Genomic DNA, 22,843 nt, shown 5'->3' with positions numbered 1-22,843 from the left:
GGCAGGGCTGGCGCGGGTTTTTTCGTTTTGGTGGATCGAGACGTGCAACACACTGAGCCGGAAACTTCGGTTTCCTCACTACCGGGCAAGGACATGGAGCGGGTGCTGGCAGCGCTGGTCGCCGGCCGTTCGCGTGTCGAGCGTCTGGAACTCGGGGAGCGCACGGTCTGGATCAAGCGCTATGCCGGCCGGGAAGGCATGATGCGGATGCGCGCGCAGTCCGTGCTGGCGAGCCTGCTGCGCGAGCCCATCTTGCGCCCCTCTCCGGTGCTGCCGCCCGAGCAGATGATCGAACGCGAACTGCGCAAGATGGCGGCCCTTAGCGCTGCCGGCTTCCGCACCGCGAAGGTTCTTTACCGCGGCCCGCGCGCGCTCGTTCTCGAAAATCTCGGCCGAACGCTCGGCGGCGACATGAGCGATGCCAAGGGCGAGCCCGCCGTGCATGACGGCCTGCTGCTGCGTGCGGCCACCGAGATCGGCCGCCTGCATCGCGCCGGATTGTGCCATGGCCGCCCGCACCCGCGCGATTTCGTCATTGATGCCGATAGCAGCTTCGGTTTTCTCGATTTCGAGGAGGATCCGCAGGCGGTGATGCCGCTTGCGAGTGCGCAGGCGCGCGACATCCTGCTGCTGTTCCTGCAGATTGCAACGCGCAGCCTGCTGCCGCAAACGCCGGGTGAGGCCTATGCCGCCTGGGCATCCCGTGCAACGCCCGCCGCTGTCGCGGAGCTGTCACGCATCGTTGCAAGACTGACGCCCTTGCTGACCGCCATGCGCGCTGTCCAGCGCGTCAAACCCGGCCAGGACGTGGCGCGCTTCATCGCTGCCGTCGAAACCCTCCAACGCTTGGCAGATTCTCCTTCCGACCCCGTTTCCGGGGGCGGTGCCAGCCAAGCCGCCCCTTCACCCAACAAGGCAAAGACCCCATGAGCGACGACCTCTCTCACCTTCAACAGACCCTGCTCGCCGACATCGAGGCGGCGGCCGATGAAGCGGCGATCGAAGCGGTGCGCGTCGCAGCCCTCGGCAAGAAAGGCTCGGTTTCTGAGCTGCTGAAGACGCTCGGCGCCATGTCGCCGGAAGAGCGCCAGACGCGCGGCGCGGCCATCAACGCGCTGAAGAACGAGGTTGGCGAGGCGATCGCCACCCGCAAGACCGCCCTGAAGGACAAGGCGATCGCCGAGCGGCTCGCCCGCGAAACCGTGGATGTCTCGCTCCCCGTGCGCTCCTCGCCGGCCGAGCGCGGACGCATCCATCCGATCAGCCAGATCATCGACGAAATCACTGCCATCTTCGGCGACATGGGCTTCTCCATCGCCGAAGGTCCCGATATCGAGACTGACTACTACAACTTCACGGCCCTGAACTTCCCCGAGGGACATCCGGCCCGCGAAATGCACGACACTTTCTTCTTCCAGCCGGATGAGAAGGGTGAACGCAAGGTCCTGCGCACGCACACCTCGCCCGTGCAGGTGCGCACCATGGAAGCGCAGAAGCCGCCGATCCGTATCATCATTCCCGGCAAGACCTACCGTCAGGACAGCGACGCCACCCATTCGCCGATGTTCCATCAGGTGGAGGGCCTCGTCGTCGACACCCATTCCAACGTCGCCAACATGCGCTGGATCCTGGAGGAGTTCTGCAAGGCCTTCTTCGAGGTGGACGATGTGACGATGCGCTTCCGCCCGTCCTTCTTCCCCTTCACCGAGCCCTCCTTCGAGGTGGACATCCAGTGCGACCGCTCCTCCGGCCCGATCGTCAAGTTCGGCGAAGGCACGGACTGGATGGAAATCCTCGGCTGCGGCATGGTGCATCCCAACGTGCTGCGCGCCGGCGGTCTCGACCCCGACGTCTACCAGGGCTTCGCCTGGGGCATGGGCCTCGACCGCATCGCCATGCTGAAATACGGCATGCCGGACCTCAGAAACTTCTTCGACGCCGACGTACGCTGGCTCAGCCACTACGGCTTCCGACCGCTCGACATGCCGACGCTGTTTGGTGGTTTGAGTGCTTAAGAGACTGGAGACAAGATCATGAAATTCACCCTCTCCTGGCTCAAGGAGCACCTGGAAACCGACGCCACGCTTGAGGCCATCTGTGAGCGTCTCACGTCGATCGGCCTCGAAGTCGAGCATGTCGATGACAAGGCGGCCTACAAGCCGTTCGTCATCGCCAAGATCCTGACCGCCGAAAAGCACCCGCAGGCCGACAAGCTGAAGGTGCTGTCGGTCGATGCCGGCGACGGCAAGCCGGTGCAGGTCGTCTGCGGCGCGCCGAATGCGCGGGCCGGCCTCGTCGGCGCCTTCGCGCGTCCGGGCATGTATGTCCCCGGCATCGATGTCACGCTCGGTGTCGGCACCATCCGCGGCGTGGAAAGCCACGGCATGATGTGCTCGGAGAAGGAGCTCAACATCTCCGACGACCACAACGGCATCATCGACCTGCCGGAAGATGCGCCCGTCGGCACCAGCTTCGCGTCCTACGCCGGGCTCGATGATCCCGTCATCGAGATCAATCTGACGCCCAACCGGCCGGACTGCACCAGCGTCTACGGTATCGCCCGCGACCTCGCCGCCTCCGGCCTCGGCACGCTCAAGACGCGCCCCGCGCCCTCCTTCGCGGTCGAAGGCGAGACCCCGGTGAAAGTGACGCTCGATCTTGGCACTGATACGCATCTCTGCCCCGGCTTCGCGCTCCGCCTCGTGCGCGGCGTCAAGAACGGGTCGAGCCCGCGCTGGATGCAGCAGCGCCTGCTGGCGATCGGCCTGCGCCCCATCAATGCGCTGGTCGACATCACCAACTATTTGACCTTCGACCAGGGCCGGCCGCTGCACGTCTTCGATGCCGCCAAGGTTGCGGGCAACCTCACGGTCCGCCGTGCGGCCGAAGGCGAGACGGTGCTGGCGCTCGACACCCGCGAATACAAGCTCTCGGCCGCCAATGTGGTGATCGCCGATGACAAGGGCGTCGAATCCATCGGCGGCATCATGGGCGGCGAGCATTCCGGCTGCGACGAGAACACCACCGACGTGCTCATCGAATCCGCCCTCTGGGATCCCATGAACATCGCGAAATCCGGCCGTGGCCTCGGCATCATCACCGATGCGCGCTACCGTTTCGAGCGCGGCATCGACCCCGAATATATGGTCCCGGGCCTTGAGCGCGCCACCGAACTCGTTCTGGAGCTGTGCGGCGGCCGGGCGGCGAAGGCGGATGTGGTCGGCTATGCCGGCTACACGCCCAAGGTCATCGACTTCCCCTTCTCGGAAGTGAAGCGCCTGACAGGCCTCGAGGTCTCCACGAACGAGAGCCGCGAAATCCTCACTCGTCTCGGCTTCGCCGTCACGGGCGCTGGCGAGCGGGTAAAGGTCTCCGTGCCCTCCTGGCGGCCGGATGTGGATGGCAAGGCCGACCTCGTGGAAGAGGTGATGCGCATCCACGGCGTCGATGCGATCAAGGCTGAACCCTTGCCGGCCAAGGGCTCGGTCAATGGCCGCATCCTCACGACGCTGCAGATCCGCACCCGCGCCGCAAAGCGCGCGCTCGCCGCGCGCGGCATGCTGGAAGCCGTCACCTGGTCCTTCATTCCGAAGGCTGAGGCCGAGCTGTTCGGCGGCGGCTCGCCATCGCTTGCGCTCGCCAACCCGATCGCGGCCGATATGTCCGACATGCGCCCCTCGCTGCTGCCGGGCCTCCTGACGGCCGCGCAACGCAACGCCGACAAGGGCTATGGCGACGTCGCGCTCTTCGAGGTCTCCGGCACCTATGAGAGCGACCGTCCGGAAGGCCAGCGCCGCGTCGCGGGCGGCGTGCGCCGTGGTACGGCGAGCCTCGCCGGTGCAGGCCGCCTCTGGTCGAATGCGGCCAAGGGCGGCGGCAAGCCGGTCGATGTCTTCGACGCCAAGGCCGATGCCATCGCCGTGCTCGAAGCCTGCGGCCTGCCCATGGCCAATGTGCAGTTCGAGGCGGGCGGCCCTGCCTGGTATCATCCCGGCCGCTCCGGCACCATCAAGCTCGGCCCCAAGGTCGTGCTCGGCGCTTTCGGCGAGTTCCACCCCAAGACGCTCGATGCGCTCGACGTCTCCGGCGCGCTGGCCGGCTTCGAGATCTATCTCGATGCCATGCCGGAGCCGAAGAAGAAGGCGACCCGCACCAAGCCGGCGCTCGATCTCTCCGCCTTCCAGGCCGTGAAGCGCGACTTCGCCTTCGTGGTCGACAAGGCGGTCGAAGCCGGCGCTATCCAGAAGGCCGCGACTAGCGCCGACCGCAAGCTCATCACCGGGGTCAGCGTTTTCGACGTCTTCGAGGGCGCGTCGCTCGGCGAAGGCAGGAAGTCCGTGGCGATCGAAGTGACGATCCAGCCGATCGACAAGACGCTGACGGATGAGGATTTCGACGCGCTGACGAAGAAGATCGTCGCCAATGTCGAAAAGACCACCGGCGGCACGCTGCGCGCCTGAGCGCGCCCTGTCCGCCAAGGACGCCGAAATCGGGTGGCGCGGCCCCGCCGCGCCACCTACTCTCCGCCCTGAGCAAGGGGAGGAGAGACCATGCGCAAACCCGCCAGCATGAAGGGCCTGGAAGATCTCGGCCGCGTCAGGCTCTCGGCAAATTTCTTCCTGCGCGATTTCCTCCAGTCCGAAATCGCCGCCTTTCACGGCCTGCGCAACATCCCCGACGATCCCGACCTTGCCATCGCCGCTGGCCGCAGGCTCTGCGAAGACCTGCTGGAGCCCCTGCAGGCCACCTTCGGACGGCTCGCCATCCGGTCCGCCTATCGCTCGGCCGAGGTCAACGCCTTCGGCAACCGCCACGGCCTCAACTGCGCCTCCAATGCCGCAAGCGCCGCCGGCCACATCTGGGACGTGAGGGACGCCGAGGGCTGCATGGGGGCGACGGCCTGCGTGGTCGTGCCCTTTGTGGCGGATCGCTTCCGCGAGGAGGGCGACTGGCGCCGGCTCGCCTGGTGGATCCATGATCACCTGCCCTATGCCAGCCTCGAATTCTTCCCGAAACTCTGGGCCGTCAACATCCAGTGGCACGAGCGCCCGAAGCGCATCATTTCCAGCTTCGCCGCCCCGCGCGGCATCCTGACGCGACCGGGTATGGCAAACCATGCGGGCAGCCATGCGGCTGAGTATGAAGGGTTTCCCGCCCCAGCCCCGCGCCCGGCCGCGGCACCCTGATCCCTGCCGGTGCAGTCCCTTGCGGTGCGGTCGCTTGCGGAAAGGTATGGGTCGGGCCGGCATGCGGACGCCCAAGCGACCGACCCGACCCGCCCCCGTCGCCGGAGGGAGACCCGTTGAGGGATCCGGAGCCTGGGGCCTTGCGTCCTTCCCCCAAACCCCTAACCGGCCCCGCATAGCTAAGCTCATCTTGCCCTCTCCCTTCTCCCCAGCGGGGAGAAGGCGCCCGGAAGAGCGGATGAGGGGGCCTTGCCGCAAGCGATGCCGCCGCCCCCTACCGCGCCCCCGCCTCTACCGCCCCGTCAACCCCTCCTGCGCCGCCGAATACCGTCCGCCCGCCACCTTCTCCGGTGCCAGCAGCGCCCCCAGCTCCGCAGCCTCTTCCGCGCTCAGGCGGATATCGGTGGCGGCGAGGTTGGTTTCGAGGTTTGGGATTTTGGTGGTGCCGGGGATGGGGACGATGAAGGGGGCTTGGGCGAGGACCCAGGCGAGCGCGAGTTGGCCGGCGGTGATGCCGCGGTCCCGGGCGCGCTCTTCGAGGAGGGTGATGAGCGCGCGGTTGGCGTCGAAATTTTCGGCGTCGAAGCGGGGCAGGCCCCGGCGGAAGTCTGTCGCGCCGAGGGTGGAGATGTCCTTCAGCGCGCCGGTCAGCATGCCGCGGCCGAGCGGGGAGAAGGGCACGAAGCCGATGCCGAGGGCGCGGCAGGTTTCGAGCACGCCATTGGTCTCTGGCTCGCGGGTCCACAGCGAATATTCGCTCTGGATGGCGGCGATGGGGTGGGTGGCATGCGCGCGGCTGAGCGTTTCGGCGCCGGCTTCCGAGAGGCCGAGCGCGCGCACCTTGCCTTCCTTGACGAGATCCGCCATGGCGCCGACGGTCTCCTCGATCGGCACGGCGGGATCCACCCGGTGCTGGTAGAAGAGATCGATGACCTCGACGCCGAGCCGCTTCAGCGAGGCTTCGGCCACGGCCCGCACATGCTCAGGCCGGCTGTCGACGCCGGAGGGGCGGACGGCGCTGGCCGCTTCGCCGATGGTGAAGCCGAACTTGGTGGCGATCTGCACGCGGCCGCGATGCCGCTTCAGGCCCTTGCCGACCAGCTCTTCATTGGTGAAGGGGCCGTAGACTTCGGCCGTATCGAAAAGCGTGACGCCAAGCTCCACGGCGCGGTCGAGAAGCGCGAAGGCATCCTTTTCCGCAAGCGGCGTGCCATAGGCATGGCTCATGCCCATGCAGCCGAGGCCGAGGACGGATACGGTGAGGGGCCCGAGTGTGCGGGTGTCCATGGGGTGTCTCCTTGGGTCTCTTGTGGTGGGGTAGGCGTCTTGGGGGGCCGGTGTTGGGGTGCATATGTCTCGACGTCGATGGGGGCATCATAGGGCGGGGCGGCGTCGTTCGGGAATTGACGAAATGCGGCATCCGGTGTTCTAAATGATGGAACAATGAACCGTACCCAACTCGCCCAGCTTGCTGTTCTCGCCGCCGTGGCCCGCGCCGGAAGCTTTCGCCAGGCGGCGGCCGATCTCGCCATCGCGCCATCCGCCGTCAGCCATGCGGTGCAGGCGCTGGAGGCAAGCCTCGGCGTGCGATTGATGGCGCGCACCACGCGCGCCGTGGCGCCGACGGAGGAGGGACGCCTGCTGCTCGCGACCCTCTCGCCGGCGCTCGCCGACATTGCCGGTGTCCTGGAGGACCTGCGCGAACGGCGGCAGAAGCCGTCTGGCCCCTTGCGCGTGACCATGCCGATGATGGCGGCGGAGGACGTGATCGCCCCGCGTCTCCCCGCCTTTCTCGATGCTTATCCGGATATCGAATTCGACCTCAGGATTGACGACCGCTTCGAGGATATCGTGGAGGCGGGGCTGGATGCGGGGCTGAGGCTCGGCGAAAACCTGCACGCGGACATGATCGCGGTGCGCGCCAGCGGCCCTTGGCGAAGCCTCATCGTCGGCGCGCCCGCCTATTTCGAGCGGCATGCAAAGCCCGCCCATCCGCGCGCGCTGACCGGCCATGACTGCATCCGCCGCCGCTTCGCCTCGGGCCGGCTCTATCGCTGGGAGCTGGAAAAGGACGGCCGGGCGCTCTCCGTCGACGTGACGGGGCGGCTCATCCTCGCCGATCAGGGGCTGATGCACCGCGCCGCGCTCGACGGCGTCGGCCTCGCCTTCCTCTTCGAACACCGCGTGGCCGACGACATCGCGGCCGGCCGGCTGGTGCCCGTGCTGGAAGACTGGTGCCCGGCCTTCGAGGGCTTCCACATCTATTACCCCTCGCGCCGGCAGATGCGCCCGGCGCTCAGGGCCTTCGTGGATTTCTTCCGCTACCCCTCGACCGTCACCGTATAGCGCACGAAGCCATCGGCCGGGCCGTAGCTGTCGTAGAGCGCGCGGGCGCGGGTGTTGGTTTCGTTGGTGTGCCAGTAGAGCCGGTTCCAGCCGCGCGCCTTGCAGAGCGCCTTGAGATCCTCGATCAGGGCGCGGCCGACGCCGTGGCCGCGGGCGGTTTCGTCCACGTAGAGGTCTTCGAGGTAGCAGTCGTGCGCAATGTCCCAGGTGCTGTCGTGGTGGTGGTGGGTGGCAAAGCCGACCAGCCGGCCATCGAGGAGCGCGACGCGCATGGCGAGCCGCTCGGCGGGATCGAGGATGCGGGCAAAGGTGTGGCGGGTCACCGCTTCCGGCACGTTCGCTTCGTAGAAGGTCAGGTAGCCCTGCCAGAGCGGGCGCCACTGCGCCTCGTCGGCAGCTTCGGCAAAGCGGATCTCGAGGGTCATGGCCGTCGTCCCGGTGTCATCTACGCGCTTTTGTAGAATCTTCCGCGCGTGAATTCCAGTCAGGGCGCGACTGGGGTAGGGTTCGGCCGCAACAGGAGGAAGCCATGCTTCGATTTGGAATTTTGTCGACGGCCAAGATCGGCCGCGAACTCGTCGTGCCCGCCATTCAGGACGCCGAAAACTGCGTCGTCACCGCCATCGCCAGCCGCGATGTGGCCCGCGCCCGCCAGATGGCCGACCGCTTTTCCGTGCCGCACGCCTTCGGCTCCTATGAGGAGATGCTGGCCTCCGACACGATCGACGCCGTCTATATCCCGCTGCCGACCGCCCAGCACGTGGAGTGGACGGTAAAGGCGGCCGATGCCGGCAAGCATGTGCTCTGCGAAAAGCCGATCGCGCTGAAGGCCGGCGAGATCGACCAATTGATCGCCGCGCGCGATCGCAACAAGGTGCTGGTCTCGGAAGCCTATATGGTGACCTATGCGCCGGTCTGGCGAAAGGTGCGCGATCTCCTGGCCGAGGGTGCCATCGGCACGCTGAAGCACGTGCAGGGCGCCTTCACCTATTTCAACCGCGACCCGAACAACATGCGCAACATTCCCGAACTCGGTGGCGGCGGCCTGCCGGACATCGGCGTCTACCCGACCATCTCGACCCGCTTCGTGACGGGCGCCGAGCCGCTGCGCGTCGAGGCGGCGGTGGAGCGTGACAAGGACTTCGGCACCGACATCTATGCGAGCGTGCGTGCCGATTTCGGCAGCTTTGAGCTCAGCTTCTACATCTCCACCCAGATGGCGGCGCGCCAGGTCATGGTGTTCCACGGCGACAAGGGCTTCATCGAGGTGAAGTCACCCTTCAATGCCGATCGCTACGGGGCGGAGGAGGTGGAACTGACCAACCAGAACCACAGCCAGTCGCAGCTCTTCCGCTTCCAGGATTCGCGCCAGTACCGCCGCGAGGCCGAGGCCTTCGCAAAAGCCGCGCTCAGCGGCGACCACGGCGATATCGTGTCGCTGGAAAGCTCGAAGAACAACCAGAAGGTCATCGACGCCATCTATCGCGCCGGCGAAAGGGGCGGCTGGGAAAACGTCTGAGGCGCTTCTAGCCCCGGCAGAGGTCGGCTCCCGCGGCCGGCCTCGCCTTTACGGGTTGGAGGGATGGCGTCCGTCACGCCATTCCCCGCAAGCGCGGCAGTTCAGCCGCCTGCCGTGTGCCCACCTCAGTGCCCGACAGTTCAGGCAGGCTCCGTCGCCAGGGCAAGGCCGAGCATCGTCATGACGCCCGCGTTGAAACAGCCGACGGCCAGCACGACCGTAAACCATCCAAAGGCGCCATTGCTGAGCGCAACACCCGCCGTCACCGTTGCGAGAACGAGAATACCGGCGATGACGCAGCCCAAAACGGACCGCAACTGCGCAGCCGCAATCCCAATCGAATAGGCGACAATGAAAGCAAGCATTCTGAGTATCTCCTCCAGTTGAAGAGTATACCCAAAATTTAACGCCTGGCGATTCGGAAATTACAAATTTATGAAATAAGCGACATCAACGTCTGCTTCCCTCCCGAATTATAGGGGTTTCCCGCGTGTTCGTCGCTGTCTCGCCTGTGGAAGCCCGCGGCGCGGGCTGAATGAGCGGGGTTGGCCAGGGGGAGCGCTGATTCGCTGCGATGCAGTATTATGTTGCATAAGCGAAAGTAACGCCGACTTCACGCAGCGCATGAAGCGCCACCGTCAGCGGGCGTTGCCTGCGGTTTTACGAGGTCAAGCTCACAGAATGCCGACGAGACTTCCTGCCGTCGTTCCGGACTGCAAAATGCGCTCGCAGCGCAGCGGCAGAAGGGTGGCGGCCGGCACATTGGCGAAGGTCACGGTCGCGCCCGAGGAAAGCCGCACGACAAGCGTGCCCGCCGCGCCGACATAGACCGCGCGGGTGGTCTCGGGCAGGTCGGCCGTGTCGCTCGGCGTGATGGCAAAGCCGTGGCTGGCTGGTGCGGTGAGGGAGGAAGCATTGCTGGCATAACGATCGGGCATGGGAGGTCCTTTCTGTTGCGTCGCCCCATCTTCCAGCCGCCGTGCCGGAGGGGGATGAAGGGGGATCAAAAAACCTCTGTTGACCCGTCGCCCCGGCACTGGCCTCGCGCGCCCGGGAGCGCCACAGTGGCGGCATGAGTGCGCTGTTCGATGCTGATTCGCCGACCAACCTGACGGAATATTCGGTCTCCGAGCTTTCCGGTTCCATCAAGCGGACCGTGGAGCAGGCGTTCGATCAGGTGCGCGTGCGCGGCGAAATCTCCGGCTATCGCGGCCCGCATTCCTCGGGACACGCCTATTTCGCCCTGAAGGACGACCGCTCCCGCATCGATGCGGTGATCTGGAAGGGTACCTTCTCGCGCCTGCGCTTCCGTCCGGAAGAGGGTATGGAGGTGATCGCCACCGGCAAGGTCACGACCTTCCCCGGCTCCTCCAAATACCAGATCGTCATTGAGACGCTCGAGCCGGCCGGCGCGGGCGCGCTGATGGCGCTGCTGGAGGAGCGGCGCCGCAAGCTCGCGGCCGAAGGCCTGTTCGATACCGCGGCCAAGCGCCCGCTGCCCTTCCTGCCGCGTGTCATCGGCGTCGTGACCTCGCCGACCGGCGCCGTCATCCGCGATATCCTGCACCGCATTGCCGATCGCTTCCCCGTGCATGTGCTGGTCTGGCCCGTCCGCGTGCAGGGCGACGGCTCGGGCGACGAGGTGGCCAATGCCATCGCCGGCTTCAACGGGCTGGACGGTAAGATGGGCATCCCGCGGCCGGATGTGCTGATCGTGGCGCGCGGCGGCGGCAGTCTGGAAGATCTCTGGGGCTTCAACGACGAGGCCGTGGTGCGCGCCGCGGCCGCCTCCACCATCCCGCTAATCTCCGCCGTTGGCCACGAGACGGACTGGACGTTGATCGACCACGCCGCCGACCGCCGCGCCCCGACGCCGACCGGCGCCGCCGAAATGGCCGTGCCGGTCAAGGCGGAACTCGACGCGCAGGTGGCGGCCCTCGGCGCACGGCTGCAGGCAGCCGGCTCGCGGCAAATGGAGATGCGCCGGCAGGCCGTGCGTGCGCTCGCCCGCGCGCTGCCCTCGCTCGACCAGTTGCTCGCTTTGCCGCGCCGCCGCTTCGACGAGGCGGCTGCCGGGCTCGGACGCGGCCTGTCGCTCAACACGCTCAACAAGCGCCGCAGCTTCGAGCGCGTCGCCGCCCACGTGCGGCCGGACATCCTTGAAACGCAGCTCGTGCGTCGGCGCCAGCGCGTCGCCGATGCCGTGACGCGGGTCGATCGCTCCACGGAGCGGCTTGTCACGCGGCTCGGCACGCGGCTCGCCGGCTCGGCCGCTGCGCTGCGCGCCTTTCCGCCCCGCCTCGAAGGCCAGATCGGCCGCCAGCGCGACCGCCTGCGCAGCCTGGATGCGCGCGGCCAGACCGCGATCGTAGCTTTCCTGAGCCGGCGAAACGACCGCGTGAAGGCGCAACTGCGCATGCTGGAATCGCTCTCCTACAAGAATGTGCTGAAGCGCGGCTATGCGCTGGTGCGCGACGTGGCCGGCCATCCCGTGAAGGCCGCCGCAAGCGTGACCGCCGGCGACCGGCTTGCCATCGTCTTCCATGATGGAACGGTAGAGGCGGTGGCCGGTGAAAGTGGTACCGATCCCGTGCCCGGCGCGCCCTCGGTGCAGGTGGCCGCCAGCGCGACGACGGCGCCGGCCGCCCGGCCGAAGAAGCCGAAGACGGCAGGACCGACCGACCAGGGCAGCCTCTTTTGATGCGGGTGCTGATCGTGCTGGCCCATCCGCTGGAAGATAGCTTCGCGGCTGCCGTTGCGGCGGAGGCCTGCGCGGCGCTGACGGCCGGCGGCCACATGGTGGATCTCCTCGACCTTTATAGCGAGGGCTTCGATCCACGCCTCTCCGTCGGCGAGCGCGCAAGCTACATGACGCCGAGCTACCGGCCGGACGGGACGGAAGAGCTGATCGCGCGGCTCCGGGCCGCTGACGGGCTGATCCTTGTCTTTCCGCAATGGTGGTTCAATCTGCCGGCGATCCTGAAAGGCTTCATCGACCGGCTCTTCGTGCCCGGCGTGGCCTTCGATCCCGATCCGCAGGCCGGGCGCATTCGCCCGAAACTCGACAACATCCGTTTCTTCCATGCGCTGACGACGACCGGCTCGCCCTGGTGGATTGTCCACCTCTATATGGGCAATCCGGTCCGCCGCCTGTTGAAACGTGGCCTGGCCGCCGCCTGCATGAAGAACGCCCGCTTCCGCATGCTGACCCTTCACGACATGGACCGCGCCAGCGCGGCAAGGCGCGCTGCGCACCTTGCCCGCGTGCGGGCCCTGGTCTCCCGGATCTGATGGGGCACGCAGAAGAGAGCGCCGACCCATCCGCGTCAGCGCTCTCCGGGCCGTGCCATGCGGGCCTTTACTGTCCGATCCACACTTCCAGAACGCCCGGCACGATCACCGGGTTCGGCGTTGCTTTTACGCCGGCCTTAATGCCGGTCTGGTTGATGTCACTGGCCAGTAATTCGGCCGCCGCCTTGTCGGCCTCGCCCGAATAGCGCACCTGCGACAGGCCCGCCGCGGCCGCAAGGCGTTCGCCCCCTTGCGCGGCGCCGACGACCTTCCAGCCGGCAGCCTGAAGCGCCTGCGCCGCCTTGACCACCGTCTCGCGTGGATAGCCGGCAAACTGGACGTAGATCGTGTATTTTGACTTGTCGACGGCAGCGGCAGGTGGAGTTGCCGTAGCGGCGGCCTCCTCGACCGGTTTGATGACTGGCGCCGTCTCGGAACTGGCGATGGCATCCTGGACCTCGGTGCAGCTTTCAAGCGGGCGAACGAGGCATTCGATGCCTTTCAGCCACGAGACGACGCCCCTGTCCTCTTCCTTGCTGTTCGCAGCGCTCGTCGCCGTCTCGACGGGGTTGACGGCGACGGGAACGATGCCCGTTCCCGGATTGAAGATCCCGCCAACCACGGCGGCGATCAGGAAGAGGAAAAGTAGGATGATGACGCCCCAGCCGATCAGCCATCGGGTGTTCGTGCCCGAAAAGACTTTTGCAACAATGACGAAAAGGACGGTGAGCAGGAGAACGACGAGCCCATACCGAAACAGTGTTCCCGGATCGACCTTAAAGGCGATCGCGGCACCGATGACGGCCAGGATCGCCTGGCTTGCGAGCAGAAATTTCGCGGTGGAGCGATCGACGTTGAGAAGTGCCCTCACACTTTCCAATGCATTTTCCATGACAAGGTCCCCCAATGACAATACAATCATTGGGGTTATTCTAAAAAATATCAACTGATAATTGAGAGAAAATTTATGCGCCGATCGCGCGAGGCGTGCAGATGCGCGGCACGCGACGCCGCCCCCGACGACAGGTCGCCGGGGACGGAAGTAGAGGCTTGCTTACTTCGTGACCGTCAGCTTGTTCTGCATGCCGGCCTCGTAGTGGCCCTTGATGTTGCAGAAGACGAGGTAGGTGCCGGGCTTCAGGTCGACGCTGAGCTCGCCGTCCTTGCCGGGTTTGAGGTCGGCGACTTCGCCGAGGCTCTTCAGCTTCTTCTCGTCGACGCGGTGCTTGGCGGCGTTGAGCGGGATCTTGTCGTCCGGCGACTTTAGCTTGACGACGATCATCTCGTGCTCTTCCGTCATCGCATCATTGTGGACGTGGAAGGTCGCCGGACCGGCCTTCACGCTGGCGGGCTCGAGCTTGAGGCCCATGGACTGGCCGCCTTCGCCGGTTTCGACGACGTTGATCATCATACCTGCGGCAAAGGCCGGGGCGGCGACAGCGGCGAGCGCAGCGGCAAGCACAAGGGAAGCAATCCGTTTCATGGTGACAGTGCCTTTCCGTGGGGCGTGGCGATGGTGCGTTTCTGACGACCAAGGCTGACTCCCCGCTGAATGCGCGTGTGTGGTCGCGCAAACAGGAAAACCCCGTCCGGAGTGGACGGGGTCGGATCGTTTCCGTGGGGCGTTGATGGCTTACGCCCACTCGCCCTTGCGCATCACCGGCACGCGGTTGCCGTCGGCGGCGATGCCGTCGATGTCGACCTTGTCGGATCCGATCATCCAGTCGATGTGGATCAACGAGGAATTGCCGCCCTGCGCGGTGATCTCATCCTGCGAGAGGTTGGCGCCGTCGAGGAAGCACTTGGAATAGCACTGGCCGAGCGCGATGTGGCAGGAGGCGTTCTCGTCGAAGAGCGTGTTGTAGAAGAGCACACCGGAGGCCGAGATCGGCGAGGAATGCGGCACCAGTGCCACTTCGCCAAGGCGCCGCGCACCCTCGTCCGTGTCGAGCACCTTGTTCAGCACTTCCGCGCCCTTGCTGGCCTTGGCTTCCACGATCCGGCCGCCCTCGAAGCGGACCTGGATATTGTCGATCAGCGTGCCCTGGTGCGAGAGCGGCTTGGTGGAGGAGACATGGCCCTCGACCTTCAGCGCATGCGGCGTGGTGAAGACTTCTTCGGTCGGAATGTTCGGGTTGCAGGTGATCCCATTCTTGGCGGTGGAAGCGCCGCCATGCCATTCGTGGCCATCCGCAAGGCCAACTGTCAGGTCCGTGCCGGGGCCGGTAAAGTGCAGGGCGTCGAAGCGCTTCTCGTTGAGCCAGGCGGAGCGGCGGGCAAGCTCGCCATTGTGCTCGGCCCAGGCCGCGACCGGATCATCGCGGTCGACGCGCGAAGCCGCGAAGATCGCTTCGGCGAGCTTGGTGACGGCGACATCCTCCGGATCGTTCGGGAAGACGAGCTTGGCCCAGGTCGGGTTCGGATAGGAGCAGATGTTCCAGTTGATGTCGAAATTGGAGATCTTTTCGAGCGCCGGCTTGTAGGCGACCGACATGGCGCGGTTGGCGCGGGCAACCTTTGCCGGGTCCTGCGCAGCCAGCATCATCGGATTGTCGCCGGAAATGGCAAGGCGCGCCGCGCCGTCGGCATAGGCCTTCGCCATGCCCTCGTAGAGCCAGGCGCTGGCCCGGTCGAAGCTCTCCTCCGGCGCATGGGCATAGCGGGCAAGTGTCGCATCCTCATCGGCGTAAAAGGTGGTCACGAGGCCGGCGCCGGCGAGATAGGCGTGTTTGGTGATGAGGCGCGCGAGCGGCAGGGCGGCGATCGGCGCGGTCATGACGAGATCCTGACCGCGTGTGAGCCCGAGGCCCACCTTCACGGCCACTTCCGCCAGTTTCTCGAGCTTGACGGAATCGACGGGCGGTTGCTTCTGCGGCTGGAATGTCATCATGGCCTCTTGCGGATTGAAGGAAGGAAAAAACATGCGGTCGTGCTGATAGATAGGGCGCTTTTGGGCGAAAATGAAGCTCTGTAGCCTCAGGCGACCAGAGGCGCGATGATCGCGCCGAGCGCGGTTGCCGCATCTCGAGGGGCTAGCCGCACCTGAAGGCCGCGCTGGCCGCCATTCAGGCACACGCAATCATGCGCCATCGCCTCGGCTTCGATTGCCGTCGGCACCTTTTTCTTCTGGCCGAAGGGGCTGATGCCGCCGACGACGTAGCCTGTCACCTTCTCCGCCGCTGCCGGTTTCATCATCGCGGCCGACTTGCCGTGAAAGGCGTTTGCGAGCTTCTTCATGCTCACCTCACGGTCGGAGGGTACGACCACGCAAACCGGCTTGCCATCCACTTCCGCCATGAGGGTCTTGAGGACACGCGAGGGGTGTTCGCCGATCGCTTCTGCCGCCGCAAGGCCGATACGATCGACGTCAGGATCGTACTCATAAGCCAGCACCGTATAGGAAACGCCGGCGGCCGTGAGGGCCAGCGTGGCGCGCGTGCTCTTCGACATGGGGCTCAGACCTTGCCGAACAGGCCAGCATAAATCTCCGGCTTGAAGCCCGCCGTCAGCGCCCCGTCCCGATCAAGAATCGGGCGTTTGATCATCGATGGCTGGGCCGCCATCAGGCGAATCGCCTTGTCAGCGGTCATGTCCTGCTTGTCGGCCGCGTCAAGGTTGCGAAAGGTCGCCCCGGCGCGGTTCAGCACCGTCTCCCAGCCGAGCGTGGCAACGAAGCGGGAGAGCTCCTCGCCTGAGATGCCCTCTGCCTTGTAGTCATGGAATTGATAGGCAATGCCCTGTCCGTCCAGCCAGGCCCGCGCCTTCTTCATCGTGTCACAGGCCTTGATCCCGTAGATGGTCACCGTCATCGCAGACTCCTTCATCTTTTCGCAGGCAGGAATACCCCCGCTTGGCGACCGGGGAAAGACAGGACGTATCGATGGCTGCTTCAGGTAATGCCGATATAGCGCTCCGGTCGGTGGTTGATGGCGAGCGTCATGTTGACAATGGCGGCGCCGAGGACCGACAGCGCGATGTTTTCCGGCGCCAGCACCAGCATGGATGCGGCGAGGATCGCCAGATCGACGGCAAGCTGGAAATAGCCGGCGCGGATGCCGAAGTGATCCTGCAGGTAGAGGGCGAGGATATTGATGCCGCCAAGCCCGGTGCGGTGACGGAAGAGAATGAGAAGCCCCGTGCCGGAGAGGCACCCGCCGATGATGGTGGCGTAGAGCGGATCGAGTCGCGCCACATCGATCCACCCCGGCGTGAAGGCCGAAAACAGCGAGACGAGGCTGACAGCCGCGAAGGTGCGCAGCGCAAAGCGCCAGCCCATGCGCTTCACCGCGAGGACATAGAAGGGCAGGTTGACGAGCGAGAAGATCACCCAGAAGCCATGGCCGCTCATATATTGCAGCAGCAGCGACAGCCCGGCCGTGCTGCCAACGAGCAGCATGGCCTTGGAATAGAGCGTCATGCCGAGCGAGACGAACAGCGTCCCGACCAGCATGGCAATGGCGTCTTCATAGAGCCGGTGGCGCGATGGCCGGCTGTCCGGCTCGACGGCGGCTGCATCGGGAGCGGTCGTGGCCATGCCCTGGACCTTCCTCAGAGTGCGGCGATGCGTTGGACGACATCGGCCGCCCGGGCCGTTGCAAGGCCGGCAATGTTGATGCGTCCGGATGTCGGCATGTAGATGCCGTGGTCGTGGCGGGCGGCGAGCACCTGTGCCTCCGTCAGCGGCAGCAGCGAGAACATGCCCTCCTGTTCGGCGATGGCGCCGAGCGCCTGCCAACGGCCGCGCAATCCTTCAGCCAGAATACGGCGCAGACCGAGAATGCGCTGGCGCATTTCCTCCAGTTCCGCCTTCCAGTCGGCCGTCAGTGCCGCATCGGCAAGGATGGTGCGCACCACGGCGGCGCCATGGTCCGGCGGCATCGAATAGCTGGTGCGTGCAAGCGCGCCGAGATGCGTGCGGGCGACCGCCACGGCCGTGTCCGATTTGCCGATGGCAAAGGCAGCGCCGGTGCGGTCACGATAGATGCCGAAGCTCTTCGAGCAGGAGACGCAAACCAGCGCCTCATCGACGGTGGCGATCATCGTCCGCAGCCCGGCCGCATCCTCCTCGAGCCCGCGGCCGAACCCCTGATAGGCGATGTCGATGACCGGCAGCAGGCCACGTCGCGCCACCACCTCGGCAATGGCCGCCCAATCCGCATCCGTGAGCGCAGAGCCGGAAGGATTGTGGCAGCTGGCATGCAGGAGAACCGCATCGCCCTTCTCGGCCTTTTCAAGTGCTGCCACCATCTCCTCGATCAGCACGCGCTGGGTGGGAATGTCGAAGAAGGGGTAGGTTGCGACGGCAAGCCCGGCGGCCTTGAAAATGGCCGCATGGTTGGGCCAGCCCGGCAGACCGAGATGCACGCGCCGGCTGCCGAGCCGGGCGGCCAGATCGGCCGACAGCCTGAGAGCGCCGGATCCGCCCGGCGTCTGCACGCCGGCAAAGGTCCGCACCCGCGCCTGCGGCCCGGCCACCAGCGGCCAGAGAAGGTCGAGAAAGACAAGGTCGCCTTCCAAGCCCAGATAGGATTTGCTCTCCTGCCCCTCGACCAGCCGCTGCTCGGCGGCCTTCACCGCGCGCATCACCGGCGTGCGCCCCGCCTCGTCGCGGTAGACCCCGACGCCGAGATCGACCTTGTCGGTGCGCGGATCATTGCGATAGAGCCCGATGAGGGCGAGAAGCGGATCGTCGGGCAGGGTTTCGAGCGTGTCGAACATGGGCGGGTCCTCAGTCCTGATGGCAAGATGCGGGCATTGCGTCCCCTCCGGTCTACGCCCGCCGCGGCGCAAATTCATCACCAAACTTGCTGCGGTGACCAAATTCTCTTGAAGAGAATTGCGCACCCGTCAATCATGGCGAGGAGAATTTGCGGGGGGAGGGGTATGGTCGCCACGGAAGAGATCAGTCTGGATGCGATTGACCGCCGCATCATACGCCTCTTGCAGGCCGACGCCGGCCTCAGCAACAATGCGCTTGCCGAACGCGTCGGCCTCTCGCCCGCGCCGCTGTCACGCCGGCTGCAACGTCTCTACGAGAGCGGGGTGATCCGCCAGAGTGTGGTGATCGACCCGCGCAAGGCCGGCATCGGCCTGCAGGCCTTTCTGGAAGTGACGCTGGAGCGCTCGGAAAAGCGGGTCGGCGAACGCTTCATCGAGGCGATCGCGCGCATGCCGGAGGTGGTGGAATGCCACACGGTGGCCGGTGATTTCGATTTTCTGCTGAAGATCGCGGTACGCGACGTTGCCGACTACAAGCGGCTTTTATGGGAAGGCTTCGACAGCATCCCCGAGGTGAAGACGCTGCGTTCCACCATTCTCATCGATACGCCGATGTTGAAGACCGGACGTTTGCCGTGACCGCGCGCTTCTTCTGGCGGCGGCGAAGCCCCCTCGGGACAGACGGCCTTTCGCGAAAGGTCGTGGCCACCGCCACCGCGGTGACCAGAAGGCGCTCCAATGTCAGGAAGCCAGCGAGTGGGAGAATGAGGCCGCCAGGAGGCTGACCACGGTCCGCGCCAGATCGCTTTCCAGGCGGTACCAGATCGTCTGTCCATCGCGCCGTCCGACGATGATTCGGTCGCGCCGGAGCACTGCCAGGTGCTGGGAAACGGTCGAGTCCCGGATGCCGAGAAACTCGGCCAGTTGGCCGACGGAACGCTCCTGTTTGCTCAATTCGCTCAGAATGAGAAGCCGGTGACGATTTGCCATGGCCTTCAGCAGGTCGCAGGCCTGGTCCACGGACTTTTCGAGCTTATCTCGCGCAACGCTCATGCACAGCCTACATATATATTATTGGGGTTCAAGATATTCTCGCCTCGGTTGTGTTCGCCGATGGGTGTGGCCGACATCAAATCATTTTGATAATGCTATAATAACCGGCGCAAGTGTCAAATCAATACGGACGCATCTGATACGAAGATAGAATTCCTCTTATGTCGTATGAAAATAGATGCGAAATCGCGTCTATGCATAATAGGCAGTGATGAAATATTGCGTCGGGAAGCTTCGAACGACAAATCACTACAGTCCAGAAACATTCTGGAAATAAAAATATGCCACTTGTCAATTTCAAGTGTTGGCTTCCGCTTTCCATTGTGCCGTCTTGGGAGGCTTTACATGGCGCTTGTCAAAAACGACCAGCGGGCCGTCGATGGGAAAAGAGCTGAAAATGCGCCCTAGCCACAACCCAGACTCCCTGCGGCGGGCTTGCGCGGCTTGACGATTGCAGTGTGTCCGCAGAGCGCCGGACAGGCATCGCTCTGCCTATCTGAACACCCGAAAAATGCGCGGATATGGGGAAGGCACACGCCTGCCGCGGCACTGCCTTGGCGTGCCGCGTGTCTGCGCTGGCACTGTGCTATGGTCCGCTTGCGGTGAGGACCCGGCTCCGACCAGAGGCGGAAGGTCGCTCTATGCTTTGCGTCTTGCTGATGTGCCCAACACCGAAGCGATCACGCTTTGGCTGGATGTCCTATCGAGGCCGAGACGAACGTGACAACTCCCGTCCGCTTGGGATTCCGCTCGCTCACTCCCACTCGATTGTGCCAGGCGGCTTCGAGGTTACGTCATAAACGACGCGGTTGATGCCGCGCACCTCGTTGATGATGCGGGTGGCGGCGCGGCCGAGAAATTCCATGTCGTAGTGGTAGAAGTCGGCCGTCATGCCATCGACGGAGGTAACGGCGCGCAGAGCACAGACGAATTCGTAGGTGCGGCCGTCGCCCATCACGCCGACGGTCTGGACGGGAAGCAGCACGGCAAAGGCCTGCCAGATGGCGTCGTAAAGGCCGGCCTTGCGGATTTCGTCGAGATAGATCGCGTCCGCCTCGCGCAGAATGTCGAGCTTCTCGCGCGTCACGCCGCCCGGGCAGCGGATGGCAAGGCCGGGGCCGGGGAAGGGGTGGCGACCGATGAAACTGTCGGGAAGTCCCAGCTCGCGGCCGAGAACGCGAACTTCATCCTTGAAGAGCTCGCGCAGCGGCTCAACGAGCTTCATGTTCATGCGCTCCGGCAGGCCACCAACATTGTGGTGGCTCTTGATTGTGACCGAAGGGCCGCCGGTGAAGGAGACGCTTTCGATGACGTCGGGATAGAGCGTGCCCTGCCCGAGGAAATCGGCGCCGCCGAGCTTCTTGGCTTCTTCCTCGAAGGTCTCGATGAACAGTCGGCCGATGATCTTGCGCTTCGTCTCCGGGTCCGCAACGCCTTCGAGCTCGCCGACGAACCTGTCGACCGCATCCACATGGATGAGATGCAGATTGTAGTGCTCCTGGAACATGGCGACGACGTCGGCCGCCTCGTTCTTGCGCATCAGGCCGTGGTCGACGAGGATGCAGGTCAGCTGGTCGCCGACGGCCTCGTGGATGAGGAGGGCGGCAACCGAGGAATCCACGCCGCCGGAAAGGGCGCAGATGACGCGCTTGTCGCCGACCTGGGCGCGGATTTGCTCCACCGCCTTCTGGCGATAGGCCTGCATGGTCCAGTCGCCCTTCACGCCCGCGACATTGTGGACGAAATTCTGGATGAGCTTGGCGCCATCGGGCGTGTGCACGACCTCGGGGTGGAATTGCACGGCGTAATATTTGCGCGCTTCGTCGGCGATGAAGGCGAAGGGGGCGTTGGCGGAGGTGGCGAGCACCTTGAAGCCTGGCGGGATCTGAGTGACGCGGTCGCCATGGGACATCCAGACCTGATGGCGCGAGCCGACCGACCAGAGGCCGTCGAAGAGTTCGCAATCCTTCTCCACATCCAGGAAGGCGCGGCCGAACTCGCGGTGATGGCCGCCTTCCACCTTGCCGCCGAGCTGGGCACACATGGTCTGCTGCCCATAGCAGATGCCGAAGATCGGCAGGCCGCTGTCGAACAGCGCCTGCGGTGCACGCGGGCTTCCCTCATCCAGCGTCGAGGCCGGGCTGCCGGACAGGATGATTGCCTTCGGCTGCAGCCGCTTGAACCCCTCTTCCGCCGACTGGAAGGGCACGATCTCGCAATAGACGCCGGCCTCGCGCACGCGCCGTGCGATGAGCTGCGTCACCTGGCTGCCGAAATCGACGATGAGAACCGTATCGGGATGCGCTGCCTGTGTCATGCCGGACCTTTTTCGACTGCAGCAATACCCGGAAAAGTATGAAGCGGCTTTCCGTCGGGAATTGCGTGAAACAAACCACCGGAAACTCTCCGGAAGAGGGCGGCAGCATCGACGGACTGGAAGGGGCCCGTGGCGCTGCGGGTTGGCGTGGCTTTAATCAAAGGCGCTGATCGGTGCAACGGTTGAATTGCATCCAGACAATCGCGCGCCTCCAAAGTCGGACGATTACGCCGAAAAACCCGGCAGCGTATCGGTCGCCAGCGCTGCTTCGATGCGATCGACGACCGCAGCGAGCTTCTCATCGATGACGTGGAGATATTCCGTCCAGTCCCCGACATGCTTGACCTCCGCCTTGCCATCGGAGATGCCGCGCAACCCGATGAGGGCGACGCCGAAGGCCTGGCAGGCGCGCAGCACGGCAAAGCTCTCCATGTCCACCATGTCGGCATCGATCGCGGCATAGGCGGCGCCCGAAACGACATTGGCGCCGGTCGAAAGCCGGGCGGCGGGCACATCGGGAATGCGGATCGGCAGGGGAACGGTGGCGGGCAGGTCGAGGAAGGGCGTCACGCCCTTTTCAAAGCCGAAGGCCGAAGCGTCCATGTCGCGATAGGAGAGGGAGGAGGCCTGATAGACCCCGGTCTGCTCCAGCGTTGCGGAGCCGGCCGAGCCGAGCGAGACGACGAGATCGGGCAGATGTCCCGAAGCCTCCAGCCCGGCAAGCGCACGGGTCAGCACCACGGCCGCCTCGACCGGGCCGACACCCGTCATCAGCGGCGCGATGCGGGTGCGAAGATGGGCGCCATATTCGGCATCCACCGCCATGACGTAAAGCACGCGGGTGCTGCCGATGATCCTGGTCTCGATCGTCATCCCTCGATCCCTTCGCGTCCGCGGATCACCATCATCGTGGCCGTCATGGAGGCGATCAGCTTGGCCGGCCCATCCGGCGAAATGGAATAGCCGCGCCCGTCCGACACGATGATCGTGGTGCCGGGCTTGGTCACCTCGCCGCGAAACAGGAAGCGTTCGCCGCGGCCGGGCGACATGAGGTTGACCTTGAACTCAATCGTCAGGATCGAGGCTTCCGGCTCGATCAGCGAATAGGCGGCATAGGTGCCGGCGCAGTCGAGCGCGGCCGAAATCACGCCGGCGTGCAGAAAGCCGTGTTGCTGGGTCAGTTTCTCGTCGAAGGGCAGCTCGATTTCCACCGTGCCTTGGTTCACCCGCGTCAGCTCTGCGCCGATGGTGCGCATGGCCGCCTGCCGGGCGAAGCTTCTTTGGATACGGGCGCGGAAATCCGCGGGTGCGTGCTCTGTCATCGGTTCGGGTCGGTTTCTGTCGGGTCGTCGCCGAGCCGGATGCTGCAGCGCACGGGCAAACAGTTGCACGCCCGCGCGCCCGAAACAAGCA

The 22,843-nt window shown here is 65.2% G+C and carries 24 protein-coding genes; 9 read left to right on the top strand and 15 right to left on the bottom strand.

The window, feature by feature from the left end; genetic code table 11:
* The first annotated feature begins 42 nt into the window (after nucleotides 1-42).
* From F3H41_RS11390 to F3H41_RS11375, 4 genes are all read left to right on the top strand, one after another.
* Entirely contained in the window at nucleotides 43-930 is an 888-nt protein-coding gene (locus tag F3H41_RS11390; RefSeq protein ID WP_149738798.1) for a serine/threonine protein phosphatase, read from the top strand.
* Entirely contained in the window at nucleotides 927-2,015 is a 1,089-nt protein-coding gene (gene pheS, locus F3H41_RS11385) for a phenylalanine--tRNA ligase subunit alpha (protein WP_149738797.1), read from the top strand. Before F3H41_RS11390 ends, pheS begins: the two co-directional genes overlap by 4 nt.
* A gap of 18 nt (nucleotides 2,016-2,033) precedes the next feature.
* Complete coding sequence (gene pheT / locus F3H41_RS11380) at nucleotides 2,034-4,460, top strand: phenylalanine--tRNA ligase subunit beta (protein ID WP_149738796.1); 2,427 nt, start codon at nucleotides 2,034-2,036, stop codon at nucleotides 4,458-4,460.
* 90 nt (nucleotides 4,461-4,550) lie between these two features.
* Nucleotides 4,551-5,186: a hypothetical protein gene (locus F3H41_RS11375; protein ID WP_149738795.1), complete on the top strand. Its 636-nt coding sequence runs from the start codon at nucleotides 4,551-4,553 to the stop codon at nucleotides 5,184-5,186.
* Nucleotides 5,187-5,477: 291 nt separating this feature from the next.
* Here F3H41_RS11375 and F3H41_RS11370 read toward each other — a convergent pair whose 3' ends face one another.
* Nucleotides 5,478-6,473, bottom strand: coding sequence for an aldo/keto reductase (locus tag F3H41_RS11370; RefSeq protein WP_149738794.1), 996 nt, complete (start codon nucleotides 6,471-6,473; stop codon nucleotides 5,478-5,480).
* A 156-nt stretch (nucleotides 6,474-6,629) separates the two neighbouring features.
* On the opposite strand from F3H41_RS11370, the gene F3H41_RS11365 reads away from it, so the two are divergent.
* On the top strand, nucleotides 6,630-7,532 hold the full coding sequence (locus F3H41_RS11365) for a LysR family transcriptional regulator (RefSeq protein WP_149738793.1): 903 nt from the start codon (nucleotides 6,630-6,632) through the stop codon (nucleotides 7,530-7,532).
* On the opposite strand, the gene F3H41_RS11360 is transcribed toward F3H41_RS11365, so the two are convergent.
* Nucleotides 7,508-7,957 carry a GNAT family N-acetyltransferase gene (locus F3H41_RS11360; RefSeq protein ID WP_149738792.1) on the bottom strand — a complete coding sequence of 150 codons (450 nt, stop codon included), beginning with the start codon at nucleotides 7,955-7,957 and terminating at the stop codon, nucleotides 7,508-7,510. The genes F3H41_RS11365 and F3H41_RS11360 overlap by 25 nt on opposite strands.
* A 104-nt stretch (nucleotides 7,958-8,061) precedes the next feature.
* On the opposite strand from F3H41_RS11360, the gene F3H41_RS11355 reads away from it, so the two are divergent.
* Nucleotides 8,062-9,051: a Gfo/Idh/MocA family oxidoreductase gene (locus tag F3H41_RS11355; protein WP_149738791.1), complete on the top strand. Its 990-nt coding sequence runs from the start codon at nucleotides 8,062-8,064 to the stop codon at nucleotides 9,049-9,051.
* A gap of 140 nt (nucleotides 9,052-9,191) precedes the next feature.
* On the opposite strand, the gene F3H41_RS11350 is transcribed toward F3H41_RS11355, so the two are convergent.
* Together F3H41_RS11350 and F3H41_RS11345 are read right to left on the bottom strand one after the other, a co-directional pair.
* Entirely contained in the window at nucleotides 9,192-9,416 is a 225-nt protein-coding gene (locus F3H41_RS11350; RefSeq protein ID WP_149738790.1) for a hypothetical protein, read from the bottom strand.
* Between the two features lie 309 nt (nucleotides 9,417-9,725).
* A complete protein-coding gene (locus F3H41_RS11345) occupies nucleotides 9,726-9,989 on the bottom strand; it encodes a hypothetical protein (RefSeq protein ID WP_149738789.1) in 264 nt (87 codons plus the stop codon).
* 134 nt (nucleotides 9,990-10,123) lie between these two features.
* Here F3H41_RS11345 and xseA point away from each other — a divergent pair, with 134 nt between their 5' ends.
* Both xseA and F3H41_RS11335 read left to right on the top strand, forming a co-directional pair.
* Nucleotides 10,124-11,752: an exodeoxyribonuclease VII large subunit gene (gene xseA / locus F3H41_RS11340; RefSeq protein WP_149738788.1), complete on the top strand. Its 1,629-nt coding sequence runs from the start codon at nucleotides 10,124-10,126 to the stop codon at nucleotides 11,750-11,752.
* Nucleotides 11,752-12,342, top strand: coding sequence for an NAD(P)H-dependent oxidoreductase (locus F3H41_RS11335; protein ID WP_149738787.1), 591 nt, complete (start codon nucleotides 11,752-11,754; stop codon nucleotides 12,340-12,342). The genes xseA and F3H41_RS11335 overlap by 1 nt, the downstream gene beginning before the upstream one ends.
* Before the next feature lie 67 nt (nucleotides 12,343-12,409).
* On the opposite strand, the gene F3H41_RS11330 is transcribed toward F3H41_RS11335, so the two are convergent.
* From F3H41_RS11330 to F3H41_RS11300, 7 genes are all read right to left on the bottom strand, one after another.
* The gene (locus F3H41_RS11330; RefSeq protein WP_149738786.1) at nucleotides 12,410-13,234 is read right to left on the bottom strand and encodes a hypothetical protein; all 825 of its coding nucleotides are present in this window, start codon (nucleotides 13,232-13,234) and stop codon (nucleotides 12,410-12,412) included.
* A 162-nt stretch (nucleotides 13,235-13,396) separates the two neighbouring features.
* On the bottom strand, nucleotides 13,397-13,825 hold the full coding sequence (locus F3H41_RS11325) for a plastocyanin/azurin family copper-binding protein (protein ID WP_149738785.1): 429 nt from the start codon (nucleotides 13,823-13,825) through the stop codon (nucleotides 13,397-13,399).
* A gap of 150 nt (nucleotides 13,826-13,975) precedes the next feature.
* Nucleotides 13,976-15,229, bottom strand: a complete 1,254-nt coding sequence (locus tag F3H41_RS11320; RefSeq protein ID WP_149738784.1) for an aminopeptidase — start codon at nucleotides 15,227-15,229, stop codon at nucleotides 13,976-13,978.
* An 89-nt stretch (nucleotides 15,230-15,318) separates the two neighbouring features.
* Nucleotides 15,319-15,792, bottom strand: a complete 474-nt coding sequence (gene ybaK, locus F3H41_RS11315; RefSeq protein WP_149738783.1) for a Cys-tRNA(Pro) deacylase — start codon at nucleotides 15,790-15,792, stop codon at nucleotides 15,319-15,321.
* Nucleotides 15,793-15,797: 5 nt separating this feature from the next.
* Nucleotides 15,798-16,151 (bottom strand): ArsC family reductase, encoded by a 354-nt coding sequence (locus F3H41_RS11310; RefSeq protein WP_149738782.1) that lies wholly within the window; start codon nucleotides 16,149-16,151, stop codon nucleotides 15,798-15,800.
* Between the two features lie 80 nt (nucleotides 16,152-16,231).
* Entirely contained in the window at nucleotides 16,232-16,876 is a 645-nt protein-coding gene (locus F3H41_RS11305; protein WP_149738781.1) for a YitT family protein, read from the bottom strand.
* A gap of 14 nt (nucleotides 16,877-16,890) precedes the next feature.
* Complete coding sequence (locus F3H41_RS11300; RefSeq protein WP_149738780.1) at nucleotides 16,891-18,060, bottom strand: amino acid aminotransferase; 1,170 nt, start codon at nucleotides 18,058-18,060, stop codon at nucleotides 16,891-16,893.
* 165 nt (nucleotides 18,061-18,225) lie between these two features.
* Between F3H41_RS11300 and F3H41_RS11295 the strand changes: the two genes are divergently transcribed.
* Complete coding sequence (locus F3H41_RS11295) at nucleotides 18,226-18,699, top strand: Lrp/AsnC family transcriptional regulator (RefSeq protein ID WP_149738779.1); 474 nt, start codon at nucleotides 18,226-18,228, stop codon at nucleotides 18,697-18,699.
* A 102-nt stretch (nucleotides 18,700-18,801) separates the two neighbouring features.
* On the opposite strand, the gene F3H41_RS11290 is transcribed toward F3H41_RS11295, so the two are convergent.
* The 4 genes from F3H41_RS11290 to F3H41_RS11275 form a co-directional block, all read right to left on the bottom strand.
* The gene (locus tag F3H41_RS11290; protein WP_149738778.1) at nucleotides 18,802-19,113 is read right to left on the bottom strand and encodes a metalloregulator ArsR/SmtB family transcription factor; all 312 of its coding nucleotides are present in this window, start codon (nucleotides 19,111-19,113) and stop codon (nucleotides 18,802-18,804) included.
* Nucleotides 19,114-19,867: 754 nt separating this feature from the next.
* Complete coding sequence (guaA, locus tag F3H41_RS11285) at nucleotides 19,868-21,430, bottom strand: glutamine-hydrolyzing GMP synthase (protein ID WP_149738777.1); 1,563 nt, start codon at nucleotides 21,428-21,430, stop codon at nucleotides 19,868-19,870.
* Nucleotides 21,431-21,655: 225 nt separating this feature from the next.
* Nucleotides 21,656-22,303 carry a 5'-methylthioadenosine/S-adenosylhomocysteine nucleosidase gene (locus tag F3H41_RS11280; RefSeq protein ID WP_149738776.1) on the bottom strand — a complete coding sequence of 216 codons (648 nt, stop codon included), beginning with the start codon at nucleotides 22,301-22,303 and terminating at the stop codon, nucleotides 21,656-21,658.
* Nucleotides 22,300-22,752, bottom strand: a complete 453-nt coding sequence (locus tag F3H41_RS11275) for a PaaI family thioesterase (RefSeq protein ID WP_149738775.1) — start codon at nucleotides 22,750-22,752, stop codon at nucleotides 22,300-22,302. Before F3H41_RS11275 ends, F3H41_RS11280 begins: the two co-directional genes overlap by 4 nt.
* Between the last annotated feature and the right edge of the window lie 91 nt (nucleotides 22,753-22,843).

The sequence above is a fragment of the Rhizobium sp. RU20A genome (assembly GCF_900155885.1).
Lineage (GTDB): Bacteria > Pseudomonadota > Alphaproteobacteria > Rhizobiales > Rhizobiaceae > RU20A.
The sequence above is the reverse complement of the archived record's forward strand: the minus strand, read 5'-3'. Positions and strand labels throughout refer to the sequence as shown.